Below are 26,881 nucleotides of genomic sequence, written 5' to 3' on the forward strand. Positions count from 1 at the left end.
CCTCCCCCTTGAAAAGGGGGAGGAACTGACTGAGCTTGTTGTGAGCACGGATTTTCCCTCCCCTTGAAAAGAGGGAGGAACGGATTGAGCTTGTTATGCCACGCCGATCTCACCCAGCTCCCATTTTTCCGCCACTTAATTTTCCAGTCCTGAGTTGCTGCAGCACCTGCTCTTTGGGACCGTCGGCAACAAGCTGGCCCTGTTCGAGAACCAGAATGCGGTCAACAATATCCAGCATGCTGGTTTTATGAGTGAACAGGATCAGGGTTTCGTCATTGCTGAGTGTGTTTAATTCGTGCTTGAGTGCCTGTTCGGCTTTGTTGTCCATGCTGCTGCTGGGTTCGTCCAGCACAAGGATTTTGGGCTCTGTGAGCAGGGCGCGGGCGATGGCAATCGCCTGTTTCTGTCCACCGGAAAGTGCCTGCCCGCCTTCGCCGACCTGACGGTCGAGCCCGGCTTCATCCTGTCGGGTAAAGGCGGTGACACCAGCGCGCTCTGCGGCACGAAGGATCGCCTCGTCACTGACCTGTGGTCGGCCCAGGGTAATGTTATCGCGCACCGAGCCATAAAAGAGCATCAGATCCTGCGGCACACTGCCGATATTGCGCCGGATGTCGGTGGGGTGCAGCTGGCCGATATCCGTGTCATCAAGGCTGATCGAACCTGCCGAGGGTTTGTAGAGCCCCATGATCAAACGCTCGATGGTGGTTTTGCCGGAACCGACCCGGCCAATGATGGCGACTTTCTCACCCGGTTCTATGGTCAGATCCAGATCTTTGATTGCCATGCGCTGCTGGCCGGGATATTGAAAACTGACCTGGCTGAACTGAATCCGGCCCTGCAAGGCGGCGCGATGCAGAAACCGCTTATCAGCTTCTTGCTCGACCGGTAAGGCCATGAGCTGCTCGATAATGGTTTTGGCAGATTTTGCCTGGTGGTAGCGGGTCGACAGTAAAGCCAGTTGCACCAAAGGCCCGACCGCGCGGCTGCTGAGCATAGAGACCGCAATCAGACCGCCCATAGTGAGCTCGCCGGCGGCAATCTGATACACGCCGAACACGATCATGCCGACAGTGACAAACTGCTGGCAGAATCCGGCAGTGTTCTGTACTGAATCGGTCAGGCGCCGTGATTTAATACTCCAGTTGGCCATGTGCGCCACTGCTTCTTCCCATTTGTACTGAAACTGGCTTTGCGCTTCGAACCGTTTGATGGTGTCCAGTCCGGACAGGCTTTCAATCAGGTTGGCGTGTTTCTGTGACGACAGGCGCGAGCCTTCTTCGATGCTTCTTCGCAAAGGCCGTTGTACCAGCAGGCTGTAGAGAATCAGAAAGCCCAGGGCAATCAGGGGAATCATCACCAGAGGACCGGCAATCAGCCAGATCACCACCAGAAACAATATCGCAAAGGGCAGGTCAATCAGTGAGGTAATGGTCGCTGAGGTGAAAAACTCCCGGATGGCTTCAAATTCCTGCAGATGCCGGGCCAGGGCTCCGACCGAAGGTGGCCTGGCTTCCATCCGCAGCCCCATGACTTTGGCAAACAGCTTGGCAGATATCAGAATGTCGGACTTTTTACCCGCCACATCAATGAAATAGCTGCGCATTAGCTTGAGCACAAAGTCGAAGCCAAAGATCAGCGTGATGCCGCTGGCCAGCACCCAAAGTGAATCAAATGCCTGATTCGGCACAATTTTGTCGTAAACCAGCCGGGTAAACAGCGGGGTGGCAATAGCAAACAGGTTGATCAGTATCGAGGCAATAAACACATCGCGATAGATATTTCTCGACAGCCAGAGCGTGCCCCAGAACCAGTGTCCCTGTGTGGGTTTGAGCAATTCCGGCGAGCGCTCGTCATAGCGAAACCGTTTTTTGAGCAGAAACAGGTGACCGGTATAACTGTCATTCAATTCTGAAAAAGCTATCCAGCGCTCTTTGCTTTCAAACTGAGGCGAAATAACCGCCACTTGCTGTTTTTCATGGTCAATACTGACGGCAACGCAGGCATTGTTGCCTTTCAGCAGCAGTATGGCTGGCAACAGCATGGGCGGCAGCTTTTCCAGTGCCATTTTTTCTTCTTTTGCATCGAGCCCGGCTTTTTCTGCGGCACGGGGTAGCAGAAAGGGGGTGAGTTGCCCGTCTGGTAGCGGCAGGTCGGCAATGAGCGCATCAGGTGTGTTAGCCACCCCATAGTGACGGCTGACGCAGATCAGGGCGAGCAGTAAGGGATCGGTCATGGTGAGGTCCTTAACAGACTGTCGACCACATAGCCCTGAAAGCCCGTGACTGAAAGGCCCGCCAGTGTATTCATCTGTGCTTGGGTTTCAACCCGGATGGCGATGGTCAGGATATTCTGGTTGTCTGCCGCGCGGGTCACAGCGCGGAGAACCTCGGTTTTTATCTTTTGATCTAACTGGCCGGTATAGGCGTAATCCAGCTTGACATAATAAGGTTTAAATCGCTGAAGATAGCCTAAGGTACTGAAATGGTGGCCATAGTTATCGATTCCGAAGCGGAATCCATAATGACGAATGATGTCGCACAGCAGGCTGGCAAACTCAATATGCTGCACAAAAGCTGCCTCAGGAATTTCTAACAATAGCTTGCTGCTAAGGTGGCGGTGCATCGTCATGAACCCAGCCAGCCAGCGGAGGAAACCCGCGGTGCGAATGCTGCTGAGGCTAAGGTTGACGGTAAAGGGTACCACTGGACTCGCAGTGTTTTGGCTTGCGATTTTTGCCATCTTGCTGAGCACATAACGATCAAGGCTGGCGCCATCCTCCAGCGTATCCAGCGCGTGCAGGAAAAATTGCGCCCGGTAAGACTGGCCCTGATGTTCCACACTGGTAAACACTTCTCTGAATAAAGGCTGGTTTTTCTGATCAATGGCCGTTTGAAAACTGAATGCCAGTTGATCTGACTTGATTGCCTGAGCAACCAGCGATTGCCATTGCTGGCGGCCAAAAGTGGGTAAATGGGTATCGTCGCCGATAACGCACAGCGGTAGGCCTGCCTGAGTGGACGCCTGATTGACGGCATTATCTGCCGCTGCCAGCAAATCAGACACTGCCTGCATTTTTCCTTTCATGACAACGGCTACGCTGCTGTTGTGTTCAGCCACGCCCTCCGGCACCGGATGACATTTCTCTGTGATGGCGAGCATGCGTCCGGCAATGTCAGTCAGGTCTGTTCGCGACTGAGCCGGTCCGACATAGAGAAATTCTGACTGACTGAGCCGGCCCAGGGTGGCCTTCGGGCCAAGCAATGTTGTCAGTTGACGCGACAGGGCTGAGACCAGGCTGTCGCCAGCGCGGAATCCCTGTTGCTGATAAATATCCTGAATGATGTCGGCACGCAACAGGACAATTCCCCCGTGGCCCTTATCCGGCACCAGAGCAGCGAGCTTTGCGAGCAGAAAACGGCGGTTTGCCAGTCCGGAAACGGGATCCTGATATGCCTGAATGCGAAGTCTGTCGGCTTCTTCCGCCTGCTGCCTGAAATGGTGGCGTATCTGCCGGTTCATCTGGTTAAACGCGTCCACCACATCGCGCAGTTCCTTGGTGGCCGGTAAGGGCAGCGGCGCCCCGAAGTCATTGCGGGAAATGGCCTGGGCTTTGGTCCGAAGCCGGTTCAGCGGTTTGCGGATGATCAGGTTCAGGCCCAGCAGTAAAGCCGCTGCGCCCAGACCGAGTATGGCCGACAGAACCAGAAATAACTGAACAGCGCTTTGCCACAGCTGCTGGTAAGCGGCAGCGGGATTGCTGGTCACCGACAGCTCGGCGGTTTGCATCCAGCCGCTGGTGAGCGTGACTGAACGTGACTGCGGATCGATTGGCAGCCAGCGACGGAAAAACTCAGGCACTGCAAAGGCACCCGGCGGGTATTCCCTCAGGATCTGGCTCTGAGGCGTGAGGATGTTGAGAGAAACCCGCTGATATAAGCTGCCGTCAAACATGGCGTTAATCACAGATTCTGCGCCAATCAAATCTTTCATCTCAAGATAAGGCGTTAATGCCAGCCCGGCGGCATTCACAGCATTGTCTGTCTCAATCGTTTGCTGATTGAGCAGGTAGGCGCGGGTATTGTGGATCTGAACCGAGAAGACACTCACCAGCAGCAGCACAAAGATCAGGAATAACCAGAGAATGAGTTGCCGGTAGAGTGTCATGCGTCCCTTCCTTCTATGGCTGGTCCAGATTAATGACAGGGCGTGCCAGTGTCTGCGCGTCAAAGCGCTCTCTCAGATTGGTCCAGCGTTTGAGGCGCGAAGACTGACCGGCGAGTTGTCCTTGTCCCTGTTGCTTCATCAGCCATAACTGACTGCCGTTAAAGCTGTAAACGGGCTGCAAGTCACGGCGTTCGGTCGCAGGTTTGATGTCAGGAACCAGGTTATCCAGCAAAACAGGGACGTCGCTCGGGGTAGCATAATAGGCCAGGACCATATGGAACTGATTCCGACTGAGCGATTTGACATAAACAAGACGCAGTTTCTGATCCTCAACGCCCAGTTCCCGCAACGAAAAATATTTGGCAATCGTAAAGTCTTCACAGTCGCCGCCAGCAGCGCCGAGAAACTCAGAGGGCGTCGCCCAGTAGTCATTTTCTCCCCAGATTTCAATATCATTCAGAAACGTAAACTGATTAAAAAAGCGGTTGACCTGTTCCAGCTTCTGTCTTTCCTGCTGATGGGAAACGGACGCCAGCAGCTGCCGCCAGGCGATCATCCGTTTGCCTGCGCGCTCACCATAAAAAGCCGTGACGCGATCAAACGCCGCCTGTTCCTGTTCATTGAAGGCATGCAGCGGGGGCGCAAGTAAAAGCCATGTCATCAACAACCACCGCGTCACTGGCGTTGTCGGTCGGGAGTCTGAGTGAATCCTACTGCCATGCTGTTATTGATTCCTTGTGGTGAAGATAGTCCAGCGTTCCAGTACCCCGGCGTCGGCGCCTGTCACGGTTGCAGTCACACGACGGCTGAGAATATTGGTCTGTTCCCGCGTCTGTCCCCGTACCGGTTCATTGTCTCCGAAGCCAACCGTTCTGACCCGTTCAGGCGCGATACCCTGGTCAATCAGCAGTGTGCGCACATTTGCAGCGCGGCGCTTGGATAAATTCAGATTATGTGGCGATGCTCCCACCGGGCTGGCATAGCCGTTCAGTTCAATCGCTGTTTCCGGGTACGCTTTCAGAAAGGCGGCCATTTTCTGAATCTGGCTGCGAAAACCGGATGGGATCACATCAGAATCGTTGGCAAACAGGATGTGCAGCTGATTGGTGCGCTTGCTTTCTACAAGTTGCGGACAACCGTCATTGTTGACCACTGCTGGCAGCGGGGTATCGGCACATCGCTCCCTGGCATTGATCACACCGTCTGAATCCTGATCCAGCAGATCACGCGACTGCTCGGCGACGGGCGGGTCCGGTACTGTGGTTGAGCAACTTGCCAGTGCGAGTGTCAGCAAGAAACACATCACTTGTCGTTGCATGTCACCTCCTCACGCGTCAGCGTACCGACTCAGTCCATTTATCCGGGATGTCCACACGCATTTCATCCAGCAATTTGCCCGTGGCATTCAATACGCGGTATCTGGCCAGAATGCCGTCGTAGAAGGCTTGCAAATAGGCTTTGCGCGCATCAAACAACTCGTTTTCCGTGTTCAGCACATCCAGCAGGGTTCGCTGCCCAATCTGAAACTGTTTCTCATAGGCGATTACGGTACGGGCCGATGCATCGACGTGTTTTTGTAAATACTGGGTCTGGCGCTCAGAGAGTTCCAGAGCGCTCCAGGCCAGGCGGGTACTTTCATCCAGCAGGCGGTGCGCTCTGTCACGGATGTCTTTGGATTGATTGATCTGATACGCTGCCCGGCGGCTTTCAGCCATGTCAGTGCCGCCGTTATACAGGTTATAGCGCATCCGTAACCCGGCTTTTAATTCGTCGGTATGGCCGGGTGTGCCTTCCAGATCCTCGCCCCACTCCTGAGAGGCCTCAATCGAGAAAGTCGGCCAGAAATCACCGCGCTCCTGCTTGTACTGGTAATAGGCCGCATCAACATCGTTGCTGGCGGTTTTCAGGGTCGGGTTATTTTCCCTGGCGATCTCAATGGCCCGATCCAGCGAGGGGGAAGAAAGTTGATATCCACTTCGGGCTGGACCAGGTTGACCGGCTGTTCGCCGACTTCCCGGTAAAACTGGGTCACTTTGTCCTGCACGTTATTGCGTGAAGCGATCAGGTTGGATTCCGCCCGGGCCAACCGACCTTCGATTTGTGACAGATCTGCGATCGAGCCAATACCGGCATCGGTGCGTTTTTTGATATCGGTGTAAATTCGCTGGTGGATCTGATAATTCGACTCTGAGAGAGACTGCACTTCCTGCGCCTGCAGCACATTGAGATACACTTCAGCCACCCGCAGCGCTTTGTCCTGGGCATCAGCCAGCAGTTGGTAGCGCTGTGCTTCGGCTTCAGATTTATTGCGCTGGATATCGTGATAGGTGATCGAACCATCCCAGATTAACTGGCTGATGCTGATGGTGGCATCTGACGGATTATAATCACCCGTGCTGTTGGTGGTGTCATCGTAGTCTTCGTAGCCGATCCCGGCTTCCAGATCGACAGACGGCAGATATTGCCCTTTTGAGGCCCGAATCGATTCATAGCGGCTCATGAAATCGTTATAGGCGCCTTTAATTTCCGGGTTGGAAGACAAGGTTTGAGCGACCGCCTGCTCCAGCGATTGTGCCGAGGCCAGCCCGGTGATCAGCGCCAGGGTCAGTGCAGTACATACCTTGGTGTAGAGATAGTGCATGGGTTTACTCCCTCAGGGCGGAATGGCGGGCTTTCAGTATCGGGTTCAGTAAATACTGCAACACGGTACGTTTGCCGGTGATGATATCGGCCGACGCTGTCATTCCCGGGATGATGGGCAGCTGCTCACCGTTGTTATCCGCTAGATTGTTTTTTTCTGTTCGAATTTTTACCTGATAAAAGCTGTTGCCTTCTTCATCCTGAATCGTATCGGCGCTGATTTGTTCCAGTGTGCCCGCTAAACCACCATAGACAGTGTAATCATAAGCCGAAAATTTAATCATTGCCTTGAGACCTGGACGTAAGAAGCCAATATCCTGTGGCAGCACTTTTGCTTCGATCACCAGGTTGTCTTCTGTCGGGACGATGGCAACGATGTCCATCCCTGGCTGAATCACACCGCCTATGGTATTGAAATAAAGCGTCTGCACTGTGCCATTGACCGGAGAGCGCACCAGTGTGCGCTGGACTTTATCCTCTAAACCGACACTGGATTGGTTCAGGGCATCGCGCCTGGCGGTGGCCTGATTGAGATCGGCCTGAATGTCAGAGCGGAATTTGAGTGCAACATCCAGCCGTTTGAGTTCTGCTTCCCGAATGGCGGCCTGAATCACGGGGATTTGCAGTTCAGTCGAGCGCATCTCTTTGCGGGTATCGTTGAGCTGGCGTTGCAGTTTCAGCAGCTCGATTTCAGGCACCACACCCTCATCGGCCAGCGGCTTGGTGATTGTGTATTCCCGGCTGGCCAAGTTGTAGCCCTGTCTTTGTCCACTGAGCCTTGAGCGGGCTTCAATCAGTTCCTGCTGCTTTTGCTGAAGTTGTTGTGCGGCCACAGCAAGCTGGCTTTCAAGGGTCGACAGGTTATCGCTGTACTCGGCCTGCTGACGACTCACCAGATCCGGATAGGCACTGAGAAAAGCGTCAGGAAAAACCAGAGGCGTGCGGGTAACAGACACAGCTTTGTTTTTCTGATTGACGGTGACATTGTCCAGCAAAGCATCCAGCCGGATGGCATCGGCCTGGGCGCTGGCCAGCTCCTGCGCCCTTTCATTGAAATCAGACTGGAACCGGGTGTCATCAATCAGCAGCAGAGGCTGATTTTTTTGTACCTGTTCGCCTTCTTTGACCATCAGCGCTTTGACGATGCCGCCTTCCAGATTCTGCACCACCTGCAGCTGGGAAGAAGGGATGACTTTGCCGTTGCCTGTCGTGACTTGCTCCAGCTGAGCACGGGATGCCCAGACGCCTGCCACAATAAAGAAAATGACAATCACCCAGAGCATGAGTCTGGCGCTGCCCGGTGTGTTGAGCAGCAGGGCGGCGGTTTTATCATCCACAAAATCAAGGTGCTTACGGTTCAATGACGGCGTCTTCATAGTGGTCGGCGCTCTTGCTGAAGCTGCGAAATTGTCTCAATCGCAAGACTGGGAACAATTCACCCGGATGAACACTCAACTTCTCGACCCGACTTCAGTAGTTTGTTCATGAGTCCTGATGCAACATCGCTGAAAGAGCGAGATTAACCCACTGAATTGCCCGGTAATGACAAGGATAGAACAAGAAAAAGTGATGTGTATCACTTCTATTCTACAATTCTTAATTATCAGATGAGGAACACTGACCCGCCGGTGAGCCAGCGCATGGGAGAATCCCGTGGCTCACGGCAAGGTGATTGCTTCCCCGCATCAGCGAGGCGTTATGGCAGAGTCTGTCTCAAATGGTCTGGCAACCCTGACCGTTGAAAACGGGGTGGTATTTGTTATCCAGCCCGATGGCTCGGTAAAACCGGTCGACTTCGCCTACCAGGTTCAGCCCGATGACCTGGTGGTCGCGAACGGCTATGCCCGCTATGTCATGATGCAAAACGGTGAGCCGGTACTGGTCGAGCGTCCCTGTCCGACCTGTGTTCTGCTGGATGGCGCCGGGGTCTGGGTCTCAGATCTGGCCGATCGTGTTCAGTTTGAGCAGCCCGACAGCGAGCAACCACCGCCGGTTGCGCTGGATATTGAACAGCTCCAGGCGCTGATTCTGGCCGGGGAAGACCCGACAGAGGTGTTCGAGGCGGCTGCGCTGGGCAGCAGCAATGCGAGTGTTGCGGCCAACAGCGGTTTTGTGGTGATTGATTATGACGGCGACAGCATTCTCACCGAAACCGGCTTTGATACTGAGTACGAATTCGCTGAGGCAGACACCGGGGATGAGACGGATGTGATTTATGCCGCGAGCGGCGGCGCCAGCGTCGCTGTCTCTGTCACAGAAGGGGATTTAGCCCCTGCCACGTATCCAACCGAAACTAGCGCCACCGTGCTGGTGGAAGCCGGAACCTTACCGCTTGGCCCTGCAGCATTTACCTTTGATCCCGCCACCCTGAATGCCTTACTGGCAGAGCTCGCGAATGAAGTGACCTCCGGTGGACAGCCCGTGACTTTCCGTTTTGATGCTGGCCAGAATGCCATCATTGGTGAAAGTCAGGGCCAGACCGTTGTGACGTTGTCTCTGACGGCGCAATCCAGTGGCCGCGATGTCGCTGTGACGGTGACAGCTGTGCTGACTGGCCCGGTTGATCATCTTGATGGCGGCGCGGGCGGCAGGGTGTCGATTGCCGGGGATACCCTGACGATACGGGCCGATATTCAGGGGGCCGATGTGGCCGGCAATGCGCTCGATGCCCCGATCAGCGTGACTGCCACCATTTTGGATGGCGCGGATCCGCAGCTGGGCGCCGGCATCACCATTATTGATGAGGCTTCTGAGCTGGGGATCCCGCTTGCGGGACAAGTCACGCTGGATGTCGGCAGTGACGCGATTGACACCCTGGTGTTTGATGCCGAGCAGCCTTATCTGGCTAACGTCACCAGCAACGGGAATCCCACCACACTGCTGGTCAATGGCAATCAACTGACCTTACTCGATTCGTCAGGCGCCGATGTTCTGACGATCACCATCAATACAGACGGCAGCTATACCGTGACCCAGTTTCTGGCCGTCGATCAGGCATCGCTGCTGGATGCGATTTTGCTGATTGGTGTCACCGCGACCGACTTTGACCGTGACAGCAGTCAGGGCTTTATCCTGATCGGGATTTTTGATGGTGATACACCTCCCGGCGGAGAAACCATCAGCCTGGCTGTGACTGAGCCGGATTTGGTCCCGGATGACTATCCTGTGAGCAACAGTAATTCAGTGACAGTCGTTGCCGGGGCTGACCGCATGGATCCAACCACACTGGAAGTGGATGCCACGCAGCGAAATGCCTTGCTGGCGGAACTGGCTGACGAGGTCGGGTCGGGCGATCAGTCCCTGATTTTTACTTACAACGCGCAAACGGATGCAATTGAAGGGCGCTTATCCGATGGCACCCTGGCCCTTGAAATCGCCCTGTCCGCCGCTCAGGCGCCCAATGGCCGGGACATGACGGTGAACGCCACGCTGACCCAATATCTTCCCTTGAATCATCTCCAGAGCGGCAACAGCGATGGGCTGGTTAGCGTGTCCGGTGAAACGATCGTGATCACTGTCCCGGTACAGGCGCGCGATACAGACGGTGATTTTCTCAACGATCCTGTGTTAGTCACCAGTACGATTACCGACGGCGTGCTGCCAGCGTTTGGGGATGACAGCGGCGCGGTTGTCAATGAAACCACGGATAGCGGCAATGCTGTCGCCGGTCAGATCGCACTCGACATTGGCAGCGATGATGTTGCCTCTGTCACCATCATTGATAATCAGGCACTGGCGGATGCCATCGGCGCCTTGTCCAGTAATGGCAACCCGGTGACCTACAGTGTCAGTGATAACCAACTGCAGATACTGGATGCATCCGGCGCTGTCATTCTGGCCGCGACCATCAGCCCTGACGGCAGTTATGAGGTGGTCATTACCGATTCGTTTGATGAGCTGAGCGCCGATGATCAGATTGTCTTGCCTGTGGATGTGCTGGCAACCGACGACGACGGCGATACGGCGCAGGGGCAGATCACCCTGACGATTCAGGATGGTGATGATGCCGCAGGCGGAGAAGCGGGCAGCATTAGCTTCACCGAACCTGATTCCGATCCGGATAACTATCCGCAGACCGGCACGGATGACATTGTGATCTCGGCTGGTGCCGACCGCTTAGTGCCCGATTCGCTGGCGCTGGACCCGGCGCAATTATCAGCGATTCTGGCTGATCTGGGCGCGGTACTGACATCGGATACGCAGACCATCACTTTCTCGGTTAATCCAGCTACAGGTGTGCTGGAGGGCAGGTTACCGGACAATTCACTGGCGTTAGAAATCAGCTTTACTGCGGCGCAGTCCGGCGAAAAAGATCTGGCGGTCAGTATCACAGTCACTCAGCATGTGCCGTTAGATCACCTCGACAGCACAGTCACCTCGCCTTATGTCACCACCAATGGCGAGACGATTGCACTCACCCTGCCGCTGAATGCCGAGGATACGGACGGTGACAGTTTGGCGATACCGGCAGCCGTGACTGTCACGATTACGGACGGCGATGACCCTGCGCTGGGCACCGATCCCGGGCTGCTGATTGATGAAACGGTGGATCAAAATACGCCAGTCACAGGCAGTATTCCGGTCGATCCCGGAAGTGATGCTATTGCTTCGCTGGTCTTTGCTGATGATCAGCCTGCACTCGATTTTACCAGCGATCTGAATCCGGTCTCTCTGCTTGCCAACGGGAATGAAATCCAGCTGGTGGACGATAACGGCACCGTGATAATGACAGTCACAATTTCACCGGATGGACAATACGAAGTCTTGCTGACCGGCACTCTGGATCAGATTGGCGTCGAGCTGGTCAGTATTCCGATGAATGTTGTGCTGACCGATGCCGATGGTGATGAGACCACAGGCGTGATCCGGGTCGATGTCGCTGATGGGCAGGACCCCATTAATCCGCGGGATAATGTTGTGGTCTTTTTTCCTGAGCCGGAACTGGACCCCAGTGGCTATCCCACAACGTCCTCGGAAACCACAGAGATCTTTGCCGGAGTTGACCGGCTGTTACCCGACTCAGTCGCATTTGATGCGGATCAGATTGACGCCTTGATTGCAGAATTAAATGCAGAACTGAGCTCAGGCGGGCAGCCGCTGATTTTTGCGGTGAATGCGACGACCGGGGCGCTGGAAGGCAGTCTGGCCGATGGGACCTTAGTGCTCAGTATCTTACCCAGCGGCGATCAACCCGCAGGCAATCGCAATGTCTATGTAACTGTTGAAGTCACCCAGTTTGCTCCTTTGGATCACCTCCCAGGCGGAAGTGATACCGGGTTAGTCCGGGTGAACGGTGCTGAAATCCGTATCAGTGCACCAATCCAGCTACAGGATGTCGATGGCGACAGCTTGCCGGTTCCGGTAAACAGTATTTCAGTTATCCTTGACGGTAAGCTGCCGGCTTTCCTTGATGATACCCAGGTCAACGTGAACGAAACCGATGATCAGGGCGCCACTTTGCCTGGCAGTATCGGCATTGATATCGGCAGCGACGCGGTTGCCAGCCTGACGTTTTCACCAACTCAGCCGGGCCTGGTTGACATACAGAGCAATGGCGAAGATGTCACGGTTAATCTGGTTGATGATGACACGCTGCAGGTGCTCGACGCAGGCGGCAATGTCATCCTGACGGTCAATATTGACCAGAGTGGTGCGTACGATGTCACCCTGACCGGCACTTTTGATCAGACAAATTCCGATCCGCTGGTGATCCCACTGAATGTGGTGCTGACCGATGATGACGGAGATACCACGCCGGGCACCATCACGATCAATGTGTCTGACGGTGGCGATGCCGCAGGCGGGGGCACTGTCGCGGTTGCGATCACCGAGCCGGATTCTGATCCCACCTTATACCCGGAAAGCAGCAGTCAGGATGTGGTGATCGCCGCCGGTGCCGACCGGTTAGTGCCGGAATCGGTACAAATTGATCCGGCCGACGTGCAGGCATTGATCACTGAACTCAATGCAGAAGTGGCCTCAGGCACAGCCCCGCTGACGTTTACGTATGATCCGGCAACGGGCGTGTTACAGGGCGCGTTGGCTGACGGCACCGTCGCTGTCAGTATTGTGCTGACAGCCACTCAGGTCGACGGCAGCAATGATGTGTCGCTCAATCTGGCGGTCACCCAGAACTTGCCGCTCAATCATAACCTGGCCGGCAACAGCGACGGTTTCGTGTCTGTCAGCGGTGATGCGATTGCCATAAATTTCAATGTGCAGGCCAACGATGCCGACGGTGACAGCCTGATCGCTCCGGTTGCGGCAACCGTCACCATCAGCGATGGTGAGATTCCGGGACTGTTCGACGAAATCGGGGTCACCGTGAATGAAACCGCCGATAGCGGTGTGGTGAACAACGCGGGCAGCATCGGTGTGGATATTGGCTCTGATGCTCTGGCGAGCCTGAATTTTGCGTCTGACCAGCCCGGCCTGGCGGGAATTAACAGCAATGGCCAGCCAGTCAGCTTCGCGGTCAATGACAATCAAATCACGGTCAGTGACGCCGATGGCAATCTGATTCTGACCGTCACCATTGCTGAAGACGGCAGCTACGAGACGCTGCTGACCGGCACCTTTGATCAGGATGCCAGCAACAGTCTTGATTTGCCCTTCAATCTCATCATCACAGATGAAGACGGTGATACAAATACCGGCACCATCACAATTACGGTCACCGATGGCGACGATCCGGCAGGTGGCGGCACCATTGTGCTGGCACTCACTGAGCCCGATCTGGCACCCAGCGCTTACCCGGCCACCAACGCAACCACGGCGGATGTGATTGCCGGGGAAGACCGGCTTGACCCGACTACGATTGAAATTGACCCCGCCCAGCTGCAGGATCTGATTGATGAGCTGGCAGCCGAGCTGACATCCGGCGGACAGGCGCTGACTTTCACTTATAACGCCGCCACGGGCGAACTGGCAGGTATATTGGCTGACGGCACGCCTGCTTTGACAATCACCCTGACTGCCGCACAGGCCGCCAATGGTCAGGATGTGACACTCAGTTTTTCTGTCACCCAGCATTTACCGCTGGATCATGATCAAGCCGGTAATGACACCGGGCTGGTTTCGGTGAACGGCACGGATCTGGTGGTCAGTATTCCGGTCCAGCTGGCAGATGTGGACGGCGATCCGCTGCAGCAACCCGTCAATGCGCAAGTGACCATTACCGATGGCGTCCTGCCATCACTCGGGACAGACAGCGGTACTAACTTTACCGAAACCCTGACTGAGCAAACAGTCGACGGCAGTATACCGCTGGACATCGGCAGCGATGCCATCGCCTCGCTTGAATTTGCCGACAGTCAGCCATCGCTGGAGGATCTGATCTCCAACGGGGTGAACACCAGTTATACGGTCACAGGCAATGTCATCGAACTGGTGACAGACACAGACGGCACGCCCGTTCTGACGGTCACCGTAAATACCGATGGCACCTACACGGTTGTGCAGCATTTACCGCTGGAGCAGCTGGATGAGGGCGATATGACTGAACTGGTGCTGCCGCTGATTGCGATTGATCAGGATGGTGACAGCAGCAATCAGGGCAACCTGATCATTCACATCACCGACGGCCCGGATGCGGAAGGCGGCAACCGAACCCTCAGTATCACCGAAGGCGATTTGGAAACCGTGAACCCGGCAGAGGCCTACCCGGTGGATAACGCCACCACCTTTGCAATCGCTGCCGTGACGGATGATCTGGTCGCCAGCACCCTGATGCTCGAAGCCGGTGCGGCGGACACGCTGCAAAATGAGCTGTCCGCACTGACCTCAAACGGTGAAGCCTTAACCGCGATTGTCGATGAATCTGTTGATGGCGTGGTTACCATCACGCTGGTGACAGCGGGCGGCAATGACCCGGTACTCACCATGACCTTTACGGCCAGTCAGAATGGCAGCGATGTTGATGTCACCGCCAGCGTGGAGCAGTTCCGGCCGTTAGAGCATGTCGATTTCAACGGCGAGATCGTGCTGGCCAACGGCAATGACATTCGTATTGATGTGCCCTTGCAGGTCGCCGACAGTGACGGCGATTTACTGACGACCCCGGATGTGACCCGGATTGCGATCATTGACGGGGATCTGCCGGCATTCGGCAACGATTCCGGCGCCAGCCTCAATGAAGGTGATGAGGGGATTGCTTCAGCGAACGGTACGATTGAACTCGATACCGGCAGTGACGATGTGGTGAGTGTCTTTTTCGATCCGACTCAGGCGGCACTCGACAATCTGACCAGCAATGGCTTTGAGACAGAGTATGTGGTGAACGGCGATACCATTACCGTCACCCGTACCGATGATCCCGCGATCACTGTGCTGACCATCACGATTGATATCGATGGCAACTATGTGGTGAACCAGACCCAGCCGCTCGATCAGTTTGATGCGCCGGATAACAACAACCTGACGCTGACGGTTCTGGCGCAGGACAGGGATGGCGATACCAGTGCGCCGGGCACGATAACCCTGACCATTGCCGATGGGACCAACGCCGACGGTAGCTTTACCGGTGTGAATACCATTGTCTTCAGGGAAGGCGATCTCACCCCGGCCGATCTGGCCAACGGCTATCCGGTCTCGGGACAGACAGAAGTCACGATCAATCCGGGTGTCGACCGGCTCGACCCGACCACAGTCACCCTGGACGCTGCCACGCTTGCCCTGCTGATCAGCGAACTGGAGGGCGAAATCACCGCAGGCGGTCAGCCTGTGACGGCAAACTGGGACAATGCGACCAAGGTACTGACCCTGACCGCCGGAGGGGCGACTGTCCTGACCGCGACGCTGGTGGCCACCCAGAACGCCGATGGCGCAGGGGTGGATGTCACCCTGGAGGTTGAGCAGTTGGCGCCCTTGGATCATAACGGGACAGACACTTCAGACCTGGTGGTGTCGCAAAATGATCAGATCCGATTCCAGCTGCCGGTTCAGGTGCAGGATACCGATGGTGATTTTCTCGATAATCGGGTGCCGGTCAATGTGACGATTCAAGACGGCGATGATCCTGTGCTGACTGCAATTGAAGCGGTTACTGTGACAGAAGCCGATCTGGATGGTGGCAGCGGCGTCCATCCGGGCACCAATCCCGGTGGTGACGGCGAATCTGCCACCGGTCAGATCACGCTGGATTCCGGCTCAGATCAAGTGGCGGAATTTGTCGTGGATGTCGATGCTTTCAACGCCGCCAATGCCGGACTGACCTCAGGCGGCAGCCCTGTGACTCTGATTTATGATGCCGGGACAGACACCTATCTGGGGCAGGCCAATGGCGTCACAGTGTTCATTCTGGACTTCGATGTTGCCACCGCCAGTTACACCTTTACCCTGACCGGGGCGCTGGATCACCCCCAACCGGATGACGATACCAGCCTGCAGCTGGATTTCACCGTGACCGCTGTCGATCAGGATGATGATCCCAGCGCTGCGGTCACACTGTCCGTGACCGTGAATGATGATACGCCGAACACGGCTGATGTGACCTTCGACACTTTGGTGGAAGGACAGACAAGCAGCACGCTGGATCTGCTGGCGGTCAGCCAGGAAGGGGCCGACGATGCGCAAGTGACCGCCATTATCGACGCAGACGGCAACCGGACCGACTTAGCCAGCGGGACGCCGGATGCCAACGGATTTATCGCGGTCGATATTTTTGAAAGCGGCCAGCTGATTGGTCAGTTATTTGTCCAACCGGAAGGGGACGCGTTTTTTGTCTCGCAACCCGAGATTGATCATGCCGATACCGCCCTGAACAGCACGCTGACGTTCGAAGTGCTCGATGGCGATAACGATCTGGACACCAGCCTGATCAACCTGACCATTACAGATGACAACCCGGTACTCACGGTCGATCCTGCCCAAGGCGTGGAAGAGCAGGGGCGTCATCCGGACCCGGATGAGAGCCTGGCTGATCCGACGCTGGGGATTCCTGTCACCATGGCGATCGATCTGGGCGATCAGGACAGAGGCGAATCCATCGGGGATGTCTTGATTGTTCTGCCAGCCGAACCGCACGGGGATTTTTATCTCAACGGTGTGCTGATCACCCCGAGCGGCGGCCAGGTCCAAATTCCTGCCAGTGCCTTTACGGATCCCGACGGTGACGGCGTGTTTGAGCTTGAAGGGGTCACCTTTGTGCCTGATCCCGATTATTCAACGGCCGCTGAGCCCGGCTTCTTGCTGGATTTCACCGTGACCGCCCAGATTGACGTCACACAAGGGACGCCGCCGGCTCAGCTGACCGGCACCTTGTCCGTGGATGTGCAGGGCATTGCCGATGTGCCTGTCTGGGACGGCGCGGCACAGGTTCACTACGGCAACGGGCAGGAGGACGGCGACAATATCAATATCGGCCCGTCATTCAACGCCTTGCTGCAAGATACCGACGGCTCCGAAGAGCTGGTGTATTTCGTGCGTATAGTCGAAGGGGAAGGCCAGATCGTCGGTGAAGGGCTGATTGATCAGGGCGACGGGTCTTTCTTAGTCCCTGTCAGTCAGATCAATACTGTGGCTGTCGATCCGGCGGATAATTTCAGTGGTGATATCCGTCTTGAACTGATCGCCCAGAGTACGGAAACCCTGAACCCGCTGGCCGGTTCGGAAACCGCCCAGTCTGTGGTTCAGGAAGTGGTGATCAACGTGCTGCCGGTGGCCGATGATGCACAGCTCAGAGTGACACGGGTGGAAGGGCTGGAAGATGAACCGATTCCGCTCAGTGATCATATTACGCTGACCGAGCTGGACGACACCGCGGATGATTTCGGTGTTGAAACCCTGTTTGTCCGTATTTCGGGCCTGCCGGACGGCGCTGTCCTGCTGCAAAACGGCACGCCCCTCACCCCGGATGCCAATGGCGTCTATGAATTTGCCTATACCGATATCAGCGAGATTGCGTTGCAGCCGGTGCCTGAAAGCAATGTCGATTTTTCCTTCACTGTGGAAGGGGTTGTCCGTGATCAGGTTGAAATCATGCTGGCAGACGGCACCACCACCACGACGACCGATGAGCGGGTGATCCCGGCGCAGACCATCAATGTCACGCTGACCGGTGTGGCCGATCAGCCCTTCATTGACACCACAGGCTCCATCTGGACTGAAGTGCCCGGCGAGGATGCGCTTGAAACCACCATAGAAGAAGGCGGTCAGGCGATGGTCGATTTCATGGTGTCCTCGGGAGAAAAACCCAATGCCCCGGATGATGACTCTGAAATTTTGTCGGTCCTGGTGGCCAACATTCCGGAAGGCACAGTGATCTTTGATGCCTCTGGCAATGAACAAACCCTGATTTTCGCCGGGACAGACCCGGATACCGGGTTGCCCAGGTATCAGCTGAGCCTGAACGGTAGTGTGACTGCCGGCGATATTGTGATTCAGCCGCCCCCCAATGCGACGGAAGATGTGGTGCTCGATGTGCGCTATGTGGTGACGGAAAATGATGGTGATCAACTGGTGTATGACACCAATCTGATCATTCATATTGAACCGGTCATCAACAGCGGCGATTACACCCGCACCAGCCAGGGTCTGGAAGATCAAGCGGTCACAATCAACTGGCAGCCGGTGCTGGCCGACAGCAAGGAGTTTGCCACCGGTCTGACGATTCAGAACATCCCGACAGCGCCCGGTTACTCGCTGCAAATTAATGATGGCGGCAGCATCACGACCCTGACTGTGGACGGCAGTGGCTCAGTGACACTCAGCGCGGCAGAATTTGCGTTGTTGCAGGGCGGGGCACAGCTGCAGCTCGTCGCTCCGGAGGACTCAGATCTGGATGTCACCCTGACCACAGTGGTGGACATGCAGGAAGATGATGTCGACTCCCCGCGGTGGCCACCGGCCAGGTCACCGGCACAATCACGCTGGATATTCGGGCGGTTGTCGAACCGGATGCCGGCATAGGTGTTCAGATTGGCACGGACGGCAGCGGCAATCCGATCTTTGAGGACAACGAGATCACCGTCGATGGTGAACTGGACTTAACCGGCGGTCCTGATTCCGTCGGTATCGTCGCGTTTGAAGATTTTGACCCCAGCAGCGACGAAGTGATCACCAATGTCGTGATTACCTTTTTAGATCAGCCCAATGCCGGATTTGTGGTGATCGGCGGGATTAACAACGGGGACGGCAGTTGGGTGGTACCGGCCGGGGATATTGATCAGATCCGAATTATTGCGCCGCCGAATTTTGTCGGCTCGGCGCAAATTGAAATCGCCGGCGAAGTCCAGGATCTCAGTGATGACGGCGATACCAGTGCCATTGTCATTGTCACTGATGTGATCACCGTGAATTTCAGTCAGGGGGATTTCAATAAATTCGCCGGTGAGATTGTGGTTGATGATTCAGTCGTGGTGCTGGGCACGGAAGATACGCAGGTCGAATTAGGCGATTACCTGCTGCAAATTGTGCAGGTAGACACGGCATCCGGCGATCAGGGCGACGATGAATTCTCTCTGGTGATTGATGCCAGTTTATTGCCGCCGGGTGCCTCGATATCCGGAATGGAATTTAACTTCACCACAGGTCAGTACCAGCTCAAAGCGCCCGTGAATCCTGACGGAACCGTGGATCTGACCGGCGTAACACTCAATTTGCCGCAGGATTTCGCCGGTGATTTCTTGCTGGAGGTGCGTTACGTCAATACGGATATCGTCAGTGGTGACACCAATCAGGTGACAGACAGCATTCCTGTTCGTATCTCGCCTGTGGTGGATACACCCAGCTCCAATATTTCAGTGGTCGATACCCAGGGCTTGGATGCCAACCGCCAACCGGTGTCGGAAAGCGGCGAGCCGGAAGTCATCGTCTCTGGCACGGCCTATGAAGATGGCCTGATTACGCTGGATTTAGGCGGGGTGGTGGGCGACATCAGCACCACCGAAGAAGAAGGCCTGGAAACCTTCACTCAGGTGATTATCACTGTGGCCGATCCGGCCACGGGATCATTAGTGGATGCCGATGGCAATCTGGTCAACAGCATCACGATTACCGATGCCAGCCAGCTCAGTGCGGTCCAGTTCCAGCCCGCGGAAGATTACAGCGGTACTGTGGAATTATTGCTGAACGCCGATGTACAGGATCTGGCGGTTTTTGATGAAACCCCGGGCGCAGCAACCGAAACGGATACGGCAAACGTCAGTGGCAGTACCAGCTTTGAAATCATTGCCGTGAACGATCAGGTCGAGTTCATCGGCACCGATGTCCCCATCGTGCAGTTTGAAGATTCATCGGAAATTATTCTGGGGGATTTCCGGTGCCGCCCTGGATATTGACGGTTCAGAGCAGTTTTTGTCGGTCAAGCTGGAAAATGTGCCGGCAGGTTTTGTTGTCTTAGGCGCGGCGAATAACGGGAATGGTGAATGGTCGTTTCCGGCAGGGGGAGGCAGCAATATCACTGTGGTTCCTCCCAAAGATTTCAGTGGCGTGGTGAATATTGACATTGTGGTCTTCACCAAAGAAGACAGCCTGCCCGATCCGGTTGAATTTCGGGATACCTTTAATCTGGTGATTATCCCGGTGGCTGACGGGGTGGATACGGACATTACAACCACAGCGACAGGCACTGAAGATCAGAATGTTGAGCTGCTCCTGAATATTCAGGCCATTGACGATGAACTCAGTGTGGCAGAAGCACCGAATGTCAATGAAACCGGTCCTGAAATGCTGCAGATCATCGTATCCAACGTGCCGGATTCCAGCCGTATTGAACTGCCACCGGGTGTACCCGGCAATGTGACAGATAACGGTGATGGCAGCTGGACCGTGCAGGTGGAAAGTTCCTCGCTGGACAGCCTGATCTTCGTGCCGGGTGATGCCAACAGCAGCAACTGGAACGGTGAGCTGGATCTGGATATCCGTGCTGTCGATTTAGACGACGAAGCCACGGATGAGCTGGCGGTGTTTGAAACCATTACGGTGACGCTGGACAGTGTGAACGATGCGCCGGTCAATGTGGTGCCCGCTGATCCGCTTACCGTTGACGAAGACACGACGCTGCTGATCAATACCCTGCAGGTGACAGACGTGGATGTCGATGAAGACACCGAAGGGACGATGACAGTCACCCTGTCGGTTACCGACGGCGTACTGGCGATCCCATCCGGCAGTGCTACCGGCGCGTTAACTGTGACTGGCGATGGCACAGGCACCTTAGTGCTGGAAGGGTCAATCACGGATATCAATGCTTTACTGGCCAGCGGTATCAATTTTACCCCTGATGCTGAATTCAGTGGCGATGCCACCCTGACGATGACCACCAATGATCAGGGCAATACCGGCACAGGCGGGGCGCTGGAAGACACGGACACGGTCACCATCGAGGTCCAGCCCATCAACGATGCCCCTGAATTGCCAGCAATCCCGGATCAGACGGTCGACGAAGAGACGCCGTTGATCATCAATGGCCTGTCAGTGACGGACGTCGATTTTAACGACGCCGGATCAACCGGCGTGATGACGGTCACCCTGAGTGCGACCAATGGCACCTTATCCGTGACTGTCCCTGGCGGGTCGGGTGCAACCGTGACAGAAAACGGCACAGGTACTGTCACTTTGGAAGGCAGCCTGGATGACATCAATACCATTCTTGCGGCAGGCGTCAGTTATCAGGGCGAGGCCGGTTTCAATGGTGCTGATGCCGTGACCGTGACGGTGAATGACAACGGCAATGTGGGCACAGATGGCCCGAAATCGGCCTCAACAACCGTTAATATCACAGTCACGCCGGTGGCGAATCCGCCCACGCTGACGCTGACTGTTCCGCAAACGGCGGCCATGCGCGGCGCACTGGGTGTTTTGATACCGCTGCTGGGGCTGGAAGCGGTGGCCGCCGATCCGAATGAAACCCTGACCGTTGAGATTCGTAATCTGGGCGCCGGTCAACTGGTGGACAGCAGTGGCACCAGTATCGGCACCGATAACGGGGATGGCAGCTGGACACTGACGCCTGATTTACTCAGTGAACTGTTTGTAACCGGGCTGCCGGAAGGCACGACCAGCCTGGAGATCGTGGCCGTCTCGGAAGAAACCGACGGCAGTCAGGCAGAATCGGCACCGGTTGCGATTGAAATTCGTATCGATGATCCGGCCAATACCGGTGGCGAAATTGGTACTGGTGATGGCGGCGAGCCGAATCTGGTGATTAGCGGTGACGGTGACGACACCCTGTTCGGCGGCGACAGTGATGATATTCTGATCGGCGGATTAGGCGCGGACATTCTGGTTGGCGGCGCAGGCGATGACATGCTCTGGGGCGGTGAAGAAGGCGGCACCGGCGACGGGGTACGCGATCTGTTCAAATGGATAGCGGCTGATTTGGGCAGCGCAGGCAGTGCTGCAACCGATACTGTGAAAGATTTCGAATCCGGCATTGACGGGATTGATCTGACCGAAGCGGTCGATACCTCGGGCAGCACCTCCTTTGATGATTTGGCAGCGCAGATCCAACTGGCCGACAGTGGCAGCGATACCTTGCTCAATATCCTTGACGGCGGTGCCCTTGTGCAGAGCATCGTCCTGGAAGGCGTCAGTCAGGCCAGTTTGCTCGGGGAAGATCCGGCCGGATTAACCGACGGAGAAAAACTGGAAACCCTGTTCAACAATGGCTCCCTGCTGCTGGATATCAGTTTTGCAACGGTGAGTGATGATCTGCTGACAGCGCAAGCCTCGGGCAGCACCCTGAATGCACTGGCCGGAAACGATACCCTGATTGCCGGCCCCGGTGATGACATCTTAACCGGCGGGGAGGGCGCCGATAATTTTGTGATCAATACTGCCTCGGTCACAACACCCGCCAACACCGATGTGATCACGGATCTGAATCCCGGTGAAGATGTCCTGACTCTGTCGGATGTCTTACCGGATGAAGGCGCTGATGAACTCACCCGCCTGCTGGACAATATTGACGCCAGTATTGACGCCAGTATTGATGCCAGCGACAGCGTGAACCTGACCTTGAACACGGCCGGCGGCGAACACAATCTGGTACTGGAAAACCTGGACCTGGGCGGTCTGGGACTGGATATCAGCTCAAGCGCCACAGACATTGTCACCTCCCTGTTCGATAACAATGTGTTGAACCTGGATCCCTAGAGGTTGATGTCATAAGCAAGCTACTGAAGCGCAGTCATTGCAGTTAACATGACCAACATAAACAAGACCAGGCAATCGGGTCGATGCAGTCAATGTCATCCTCTTTGCGCCGTCGCTTGCGACGGGATCTGCTGGCCTGTAATTGTAATGACGCGGCTTTGCATGCTTTGAATTGCTGGGATATCTCTTTGCCGATTGATGTCCAGTGGCTGTTTTCTAAAATCGTGATGACGGCGCCTGAACAACTGGGTCCATTGTGAAACGCCGCATGTGCGCACCGAAATCCTTTGTGTGGGGAAAGGTAGCGCTGATAGCCCTTGATTGCCCAGATTGCTAATACTCGCATATTTACCTCTGTTTGCCGAAGTGTGTCATCAGACGTCGTCTTTCATCAGACTGTCTTCTGGCATAGGCGGTCATCAGCGTGGAAATGTGAGGTTTCTGCGAATGTTTGAACCGTTTACCGTCACTTTGGGTGTCGATAGCAAGGATTACGCCACCCGCATGGTTGCTAACCGGTACAGATCCAGCGCGCGTCGTTTTTGCTGCTCCGTCGGGCGCTTGTCATGGCAGTAAAGCCAGTAGCAGGATTTGAGGATCTCATTAATCTCATCATGTTGCAGCCCGGCAGGGGTAGCCAGTGCGGTGAGCTCCAGAATTAAAAAGCACAGCTCATGGTGAAACGGCACAATGAAAAAAGCCCGATAAGCGTGTTTGAGCGCTTGATTGGCAAGGTTCTGTTGCCGGTAATTCTGGGCTTTTTTTACCAGTGCGCCCCCCAGTTTCAGCCGTTGGTAAATTTCATCCTGAAAGCCGTTCAGGAGTTCAATCTGACTGAGCATCAGCCCTTCGTCTTCTGTCTGGCCGCAGATTTTCCGTGCTTTGATCATGGCCGTTTCATACATGTCCGGCATGCCACAGAATCCATACATCCGGGCCAGATTCAGCGCGGTATAAAAGTCATTTGTCTCTACGCTGTCCATGTCAATTTGACTGGCGATGCTGTAGCAATTTTGAATCTCCCCGCGCATGCAGGCGAGTATGGCCAGACCAACCAGTAAGCTGGGGTGATTTTCGAGCCGTTTATCTTCTTTCGTCGCTTTCTGATTCAGCTGAACGAGTGCGTTACGGGCTTCATCGATCAGCTGTGTCGTGTGTTTGGCATCACGCGAATAGATGCTGGCCAGCAATAGCGAGATGGAAGCGTTGACTTCCACCCCGTAACTGTACTGGCTGGTATCTGTGACTTTGTGGATGAAACGCTGGTAGCCGGTTGCGGCTTTATGATGGTCCTGCTGGTGGGCGTACAGGTTGGCAATAATCAACTCCCGGATCGGATTCGCCGGATTGACTTTATGCAGCATCAGAAAATGCTGTAAGGCTTGTGGCAGATCGTCTTGTCTGATCAGACAGTTTGCCAGCCCCTGGCGGGCTTTGGGATGGTGCGGGTGTTTGGCCAGAATTTCATGGAAAATCTCTTCTGCCTGCTTGAGTTTGCCTAAACCCTGTAATGCATTACCGAATCCTATCATGGGCCAGATATGCTGTGTTTCAGCACAGGCCTGCAAATAAAAGGCTTCAGCCTCCTGATGGCGCTGTAACCGTAACAGGCAGTCTCCCTGTATGCGTGAGATGTAGCCCTTATATTTGGGGAGGTCCTGCGTCAGTGACGCAGCGAGAGGCAGGGCCTGCTCATAATTTTTCTCATCGAGAGCGGTCAGTAACACCTTCAATGCCGTTTTTCGCTCCAGTACGTATTCAATTCTCGAAATGAGGTCAGAATACCGAAACGGCTTAATCAGATAATCATCGGGTTCCAGCTCCAGAAAATGGGTCACAACCTGCTGGGTGTTATCGCCGGTCACACAGATAAATACGCTGCTGGGTGATAACAGATGATTATGTTTGATTTCATCGAAAATAAGTCCGCCATCAATATGATGCTGCATGTTGTAATCACAAAGCACCACATCGAACTGGTTCGTTCGCAGCAGCCGGAGCGCTTTCAGGCTGTCGGTGGTGGTCAGAATGTGCGAGTTGGACACACCGGCATTGGTCAGCATAGAGCGCATCAGTGCGATCGCGGTATTGCTATCGTCAATGATTAAAAAAGAGTGGTGACATAACAACATAGGCTTCGCCTTCCCTGACAGAGCTTACTCATAGACAAGATTAGCCTATTGTTTCATATTCGTTCAGAAAATCACGCTGCTGAGTCACCATCACTGCAGCATTAAAATCTGTTTTACATGGTTCAGCACTGGATAACCCGGCTGTTTCATGATCGTCCTTTGCTCTGTAAGCTGCTGTTCACGTCCCCTGTAGCGAGAACTGATTATCAAGACCAGAAAAAGTCTGTGAGTCAGCAGGACAGAAACGGAATCCGGTTCTCACTTCGGGCTAAACCGTTAAATCGACAGGGAAATCCGTCTGAATCACTGAAATTCCAGTGAGATAGCAATCCGGTCTGGTTGATAAAATAGTCAGATTATTGATGAGATGAGGACGGGTAATGCCGGTAACAGTAAGTGCAGATGGGTTGAGTATTGTCCACCAGGGCTCGGAGGGCGTGGCCAACGCCGACATTCCGGATGTCTGTATGACGCAGTGCGGGCCACCCGTAGTGCCGATTCCGTATTCCAATGAAGCCAAATCGGCCGATCTGGTGGATGGAACGACGACGGTGACCATGGACGGTGGTAACAGTATCGCCATCAAACCCAGCAAGTTCTCGACCAGTACCGGCGATGAAGGCGGAGACAAAAAGGGCATCGTCTCTGGTGTGATTCAGGGGGAAGCGGCTTTTGTCACCGCCTCCGCCACTGTCAAAATCGAAGGCGAAGGGGTTGCCCGCTTGTCCGACATGATGACCATGAACAAAGCCAATACCATGTGCCTGTCGGGTGTTTCCCAAGCCAGTGTCGAAGTACCGCCAGATGAAGCAGCGACCTTTGATGTCACCCTGAGCTGCCGATACCCAACAGGTGCTCCGTTGGTCAATGCGCCTTTTACGGTCACCGATGAAGGCGGGGCAGAGCTGGGCAGTGGTACGCTGGATGCTTCCGGGCAGGCCGTGGTCAGCGGGTTGGAAGAAACCCTGTGTCTCTTCAATATTCAGGAATCCCAGGATCCGTATCAGCCTTACAACAACCTGCCGGAAAATAGCGTCGAGAACCCGTACCCGGATTTATTCAGTTATTGCTCAGCTGTGGCGGGCAATCGCGTGCCGTTCTGGCAGGAACGCAGTGGCGTACGCAATGACTGGGGCGTTTTGCTGTCGGAAACCTTCTCTGATCCGGATTTTGAATCGCTGGTGCGGTTTGAAAGTCAGTTCAGCGCCACGTATTTCGCCACCGAGCATCAGCATAAAGTGTTTGGCGAATGCTTTGTGTCTGCCCTGGACTGGATTCAGCGTGATGCAGAGACAGTCGATCACTATGTGCCGCTGATTCACAGTCTGGCGCCATTGTGTCATCCGCAGGGGCATATTCTCGATGCGCTGTTCACGCCGGACGAATTCCTGCCGCCGGCCTTTTTGCTGGGCAGTGTGCGCTATCACGGCACAGGCAACAGTATCGAATACATCCGTAATATGGACTGGGAGGCTGTCGCTCAGTCGTTCAGTCAGTACATCGACAATTTTGTCGGCGTGATTGCGGACTATCTCGCCTTTATGAAGCTACAAGCTGAATACGAGCACCGCACCGTGATAGTAGAAGGGATTGCCCGCTATGAAGACGGCTTAAAAACCCTGAAGCGGCTTCTGCCGGACATTACGGCACAATATTTTTCTTCTTTAAGTGAGAAGCTGATGCAGCTAATTGAAAACGCAGAAGAAAGTATTGTGACAAACACCCAGGTTTCCGGTTACAGTTCCACAGTCGGCCAGGTGACTGCTGTGGTATTCACAACAGCAAACACCGGACAGGAAAGCCTGATTCCGTTCCTCGATGTGTATTCAGACTAAGGTAACACGAGC

Annotated in this window: 11 protein-coding genes and 1 pseudogene; 4 read left to right on the forward strand and 8 right to left on the reverse strand. The window is 55.0% G+C overall.

Going from position 1 to position 26,881, the window contains the following annotated elements; genetic code table 11:
* Positions 1-109: 109 nt before the first annotated feature.
* The 6 genes and pseudogenes from P4S53_RS06430 to P4S53_RS06455 all read right to left on the reverse strand — a co-directional run bounded on the left by P4S53_RS06430 (position 110) and on the right by P4S53_RS06455 (position 8,183).
* Positions 110-2,236, reverse strand: a complete 2,127-nt coding sequence (locus P4S53_RS06430; protein WP_337111943.1) for a type I secretion system permease/ATPase — start codon at positions 2,234-2,236, stop codon at positions 110-112.
* Positions 2,233-4,167: an EAL domain-containing protein gene (locus P4S53_RS06435; RefSeq protein ID WP_337111944.1), complete on the reverse strand. Its 1,935-nt coding sequence runs from the start codon at positions 4,165-4,167 to the stop codon at positions 2,233-2,235. Before P4S53_RS06435 ends, P4S53_RS06430 begins: the two co-directional genes overlap by 4 nt.
* Before the next feature lie 13 nt (positions 4,168-4,180).
* Positions 4,181-4,828: a transglutaminase-like cysteine peptidase gene (locus P4S53_RS06440; protein WP_337111945.1), complete on the reverse strand. Its 648-nt coding sequence runs from the start codon at positions 4,826-4,828 to the stop codon at positions 4,181-4,183.
* A gap of 63 nt (positions 4,829-4,891) precedes the next feature.
* On the reverse strand, positions 4,892-5,485 hold the full coding sequence (locus P4S53_RS06445) for an OmpA family protein (RefSeq protein ID WP_337111946.1): 594 nt from the start codon (positions 5,483-5,485) through the stop codon (positions 4,892-4,894).
* A gap of 16 nt (positions 5,486-5,501) precedes the next feature.
* A pseudogene (locus P4S53_RS06450) lies at positions 5,502-6,808 on the reverse strand (TolC family outer membrane protein).
* 4 nt (positions 6,809-6,812) lie between these two features.
* A complete protein-coding gene (locus P4S53_RS06455; RefSeq protein WP_337111947.1) occupies positions 6,813-8,183 on the reverse strand; it encodes an HlyD family type I secretion periplasmic adaptor subunit in 1,371 nt (456 codons plus the stop codon).
* A gap of 277 nt (positions 8,184-8,460) precedes the next feature.
* Between P4S53_RS06455 and P4S53_RS06460 the strand changes: the two genes are divergently transcribed.
* Genes P4S53_RS06460 through P4S53_RS06470 form a run of 3 tightly spaced genes read left to right on the forward strand, consistent with a single transcriptional unit; the run spans position 8,461 to position 22,902 of the window.
* On the forward strand, positions 8,461-18,714 hold the full coding sequence (locus P4S53_RS06460) for a retention module-containing protein (protein WP_337111948.1): 10,254 nt from the start codon (positions 8,461-8,463) through the stop codon (positions 18,712-18,714).
* Positions 18,642-20,084, forward strand: coding sequence for a hypothetical protein (locus tag P4S53_RS06465; RefSeq protein ID WP_337111949.1), 1,443 nt, complete (start codon positions 18,642-18,644; stop codon positions 20,082-20,084). The genes P4S53_RS06460 and P4S53_RS06465 overlap by 73 nt, the downstream gene beginning before the upstream one ends.
* Complete coding sequence (locus P4S53_RS06470; RefSeq protein WP_337111951.1) at positions 20,029-22,902, forward strand: M10 family metallopeptidase C-terminal domain-containing protein; 2,874 nt, start codon at positions 20,029-20,031, stop codon at positions 22,900-22,902. The genes P4S53_RS06465 and P4S53_RS06470 overlap by 56 nt, the downstream gene beginning before the upstream one ends.
* Positions 22,903-22,945: 43 nt before the next feature.
* Here the strand turns inward: P4S53_RS06470 and yidD are convergent, their stop codons facing one another.
* Positions 22,946-23,248, reverse strand: coding sequence for a membrane protein insertion efficiency factor YidD (gene yidD, locus P4S53_RS22605; RefSeq protein ID WP_442958629.1), 303 nt, complete (start codon positions 23,246-23,248; stop codon positions 22,946-22,948).
* Positions 23,249-23,393: 145 nt separating this feature from the next.
* Positions 23,394-25,034, reverse strand: a complete 1,641-nt coding sequence (locus tag P4S53_RS06480; RefSeq protein WP_337111953.1) for a response regulator — start codon at positions 25,032-25,034, stop codon at positions 23,394-23,396.
* A 380-nt stretch (positions 25,035-25,414) separates the two neighbouring features.
* Between P4S53_RS06480 and P4S53_RS06485 the strand changes: the two genes are divergently transcribed.
* On the forward strand, positions 25,415-26,869 hold the full coding sequence (locus P4S53_RS06485; protein WP_337111954.1) for a DUF4150 domain-containing protein: 1,455 nt from the start codon (positions 25,415-25,417) through the stop codon (positions 26,867-26,869).
* The last annotated feature ends 12 nt before the right edge of the window (positions 26,870-26,881 follow it).

It is taken from the genome of Photobacterium sp. Hal280 (genome assembly GCF_037162255.1).
Lineage (GTDB): Bacteria > Pseudomonadota > Gammaproteobacteria > Enterobacterales > Vibrionaceae > Photobacterium.

Coding starts and splice junctions, on each gene's coding strand:
- yidD (WP_442958629.1), bottom strand. CDS start 23,248: ATGCGAGTATTAGCAATCTGGGCAATCAAGGGCTATCAGCGCTACCTT.
- P4S53_RS06455 (WP_337111947.1), bottom strand. CDS start 8,183: ATGAAGACGCCGTCATTGAACCGTAAGCACCTTGATTTTGTGGATGAT.
- P4S53_RS06480 (WP_337111953.1), bottom strand. CDS start 25,034: ATGTTGTTATGTCACCACTCTTTTTTAATCATTGACGATAGCAATACC.
- P4S53_RS06440 (WP_337111945.1), bottom strand. CDS start 4,828: ATGACATGGCTTTTACTTGCGCCCCCGCTGCATGCCTTCAATGAACAG.
- P4S53_RS06485 (WP_337111954.1), top strand. CDS start 25,415: ATGCCGGTAACAGTAAGTGCAGATGGGTTGAGTATTGTCCACCAGGGC.
- P4S53_RS06435 (WP_337111944.1), bottom strand. CDS start 4,167: ATGACACTCTACCGGCAACTCATTCTCTGGTTATTCCTGATCTTTGTG.
- P4S53_RS06445 (WP_337111946.1), bottom strand. CDS start 5,485: ATGCAACGACAAGTGATGTGTTTCTTGCTGACACTCGCACTGGCAAGT.
- P4S53_RS06430 (WP_337111943.1), bottom strand. CDS start 2,236: ATGACCGATCCCTTACTGCTCGCCCTGATCTGCGTCAGCCGTCACTAT.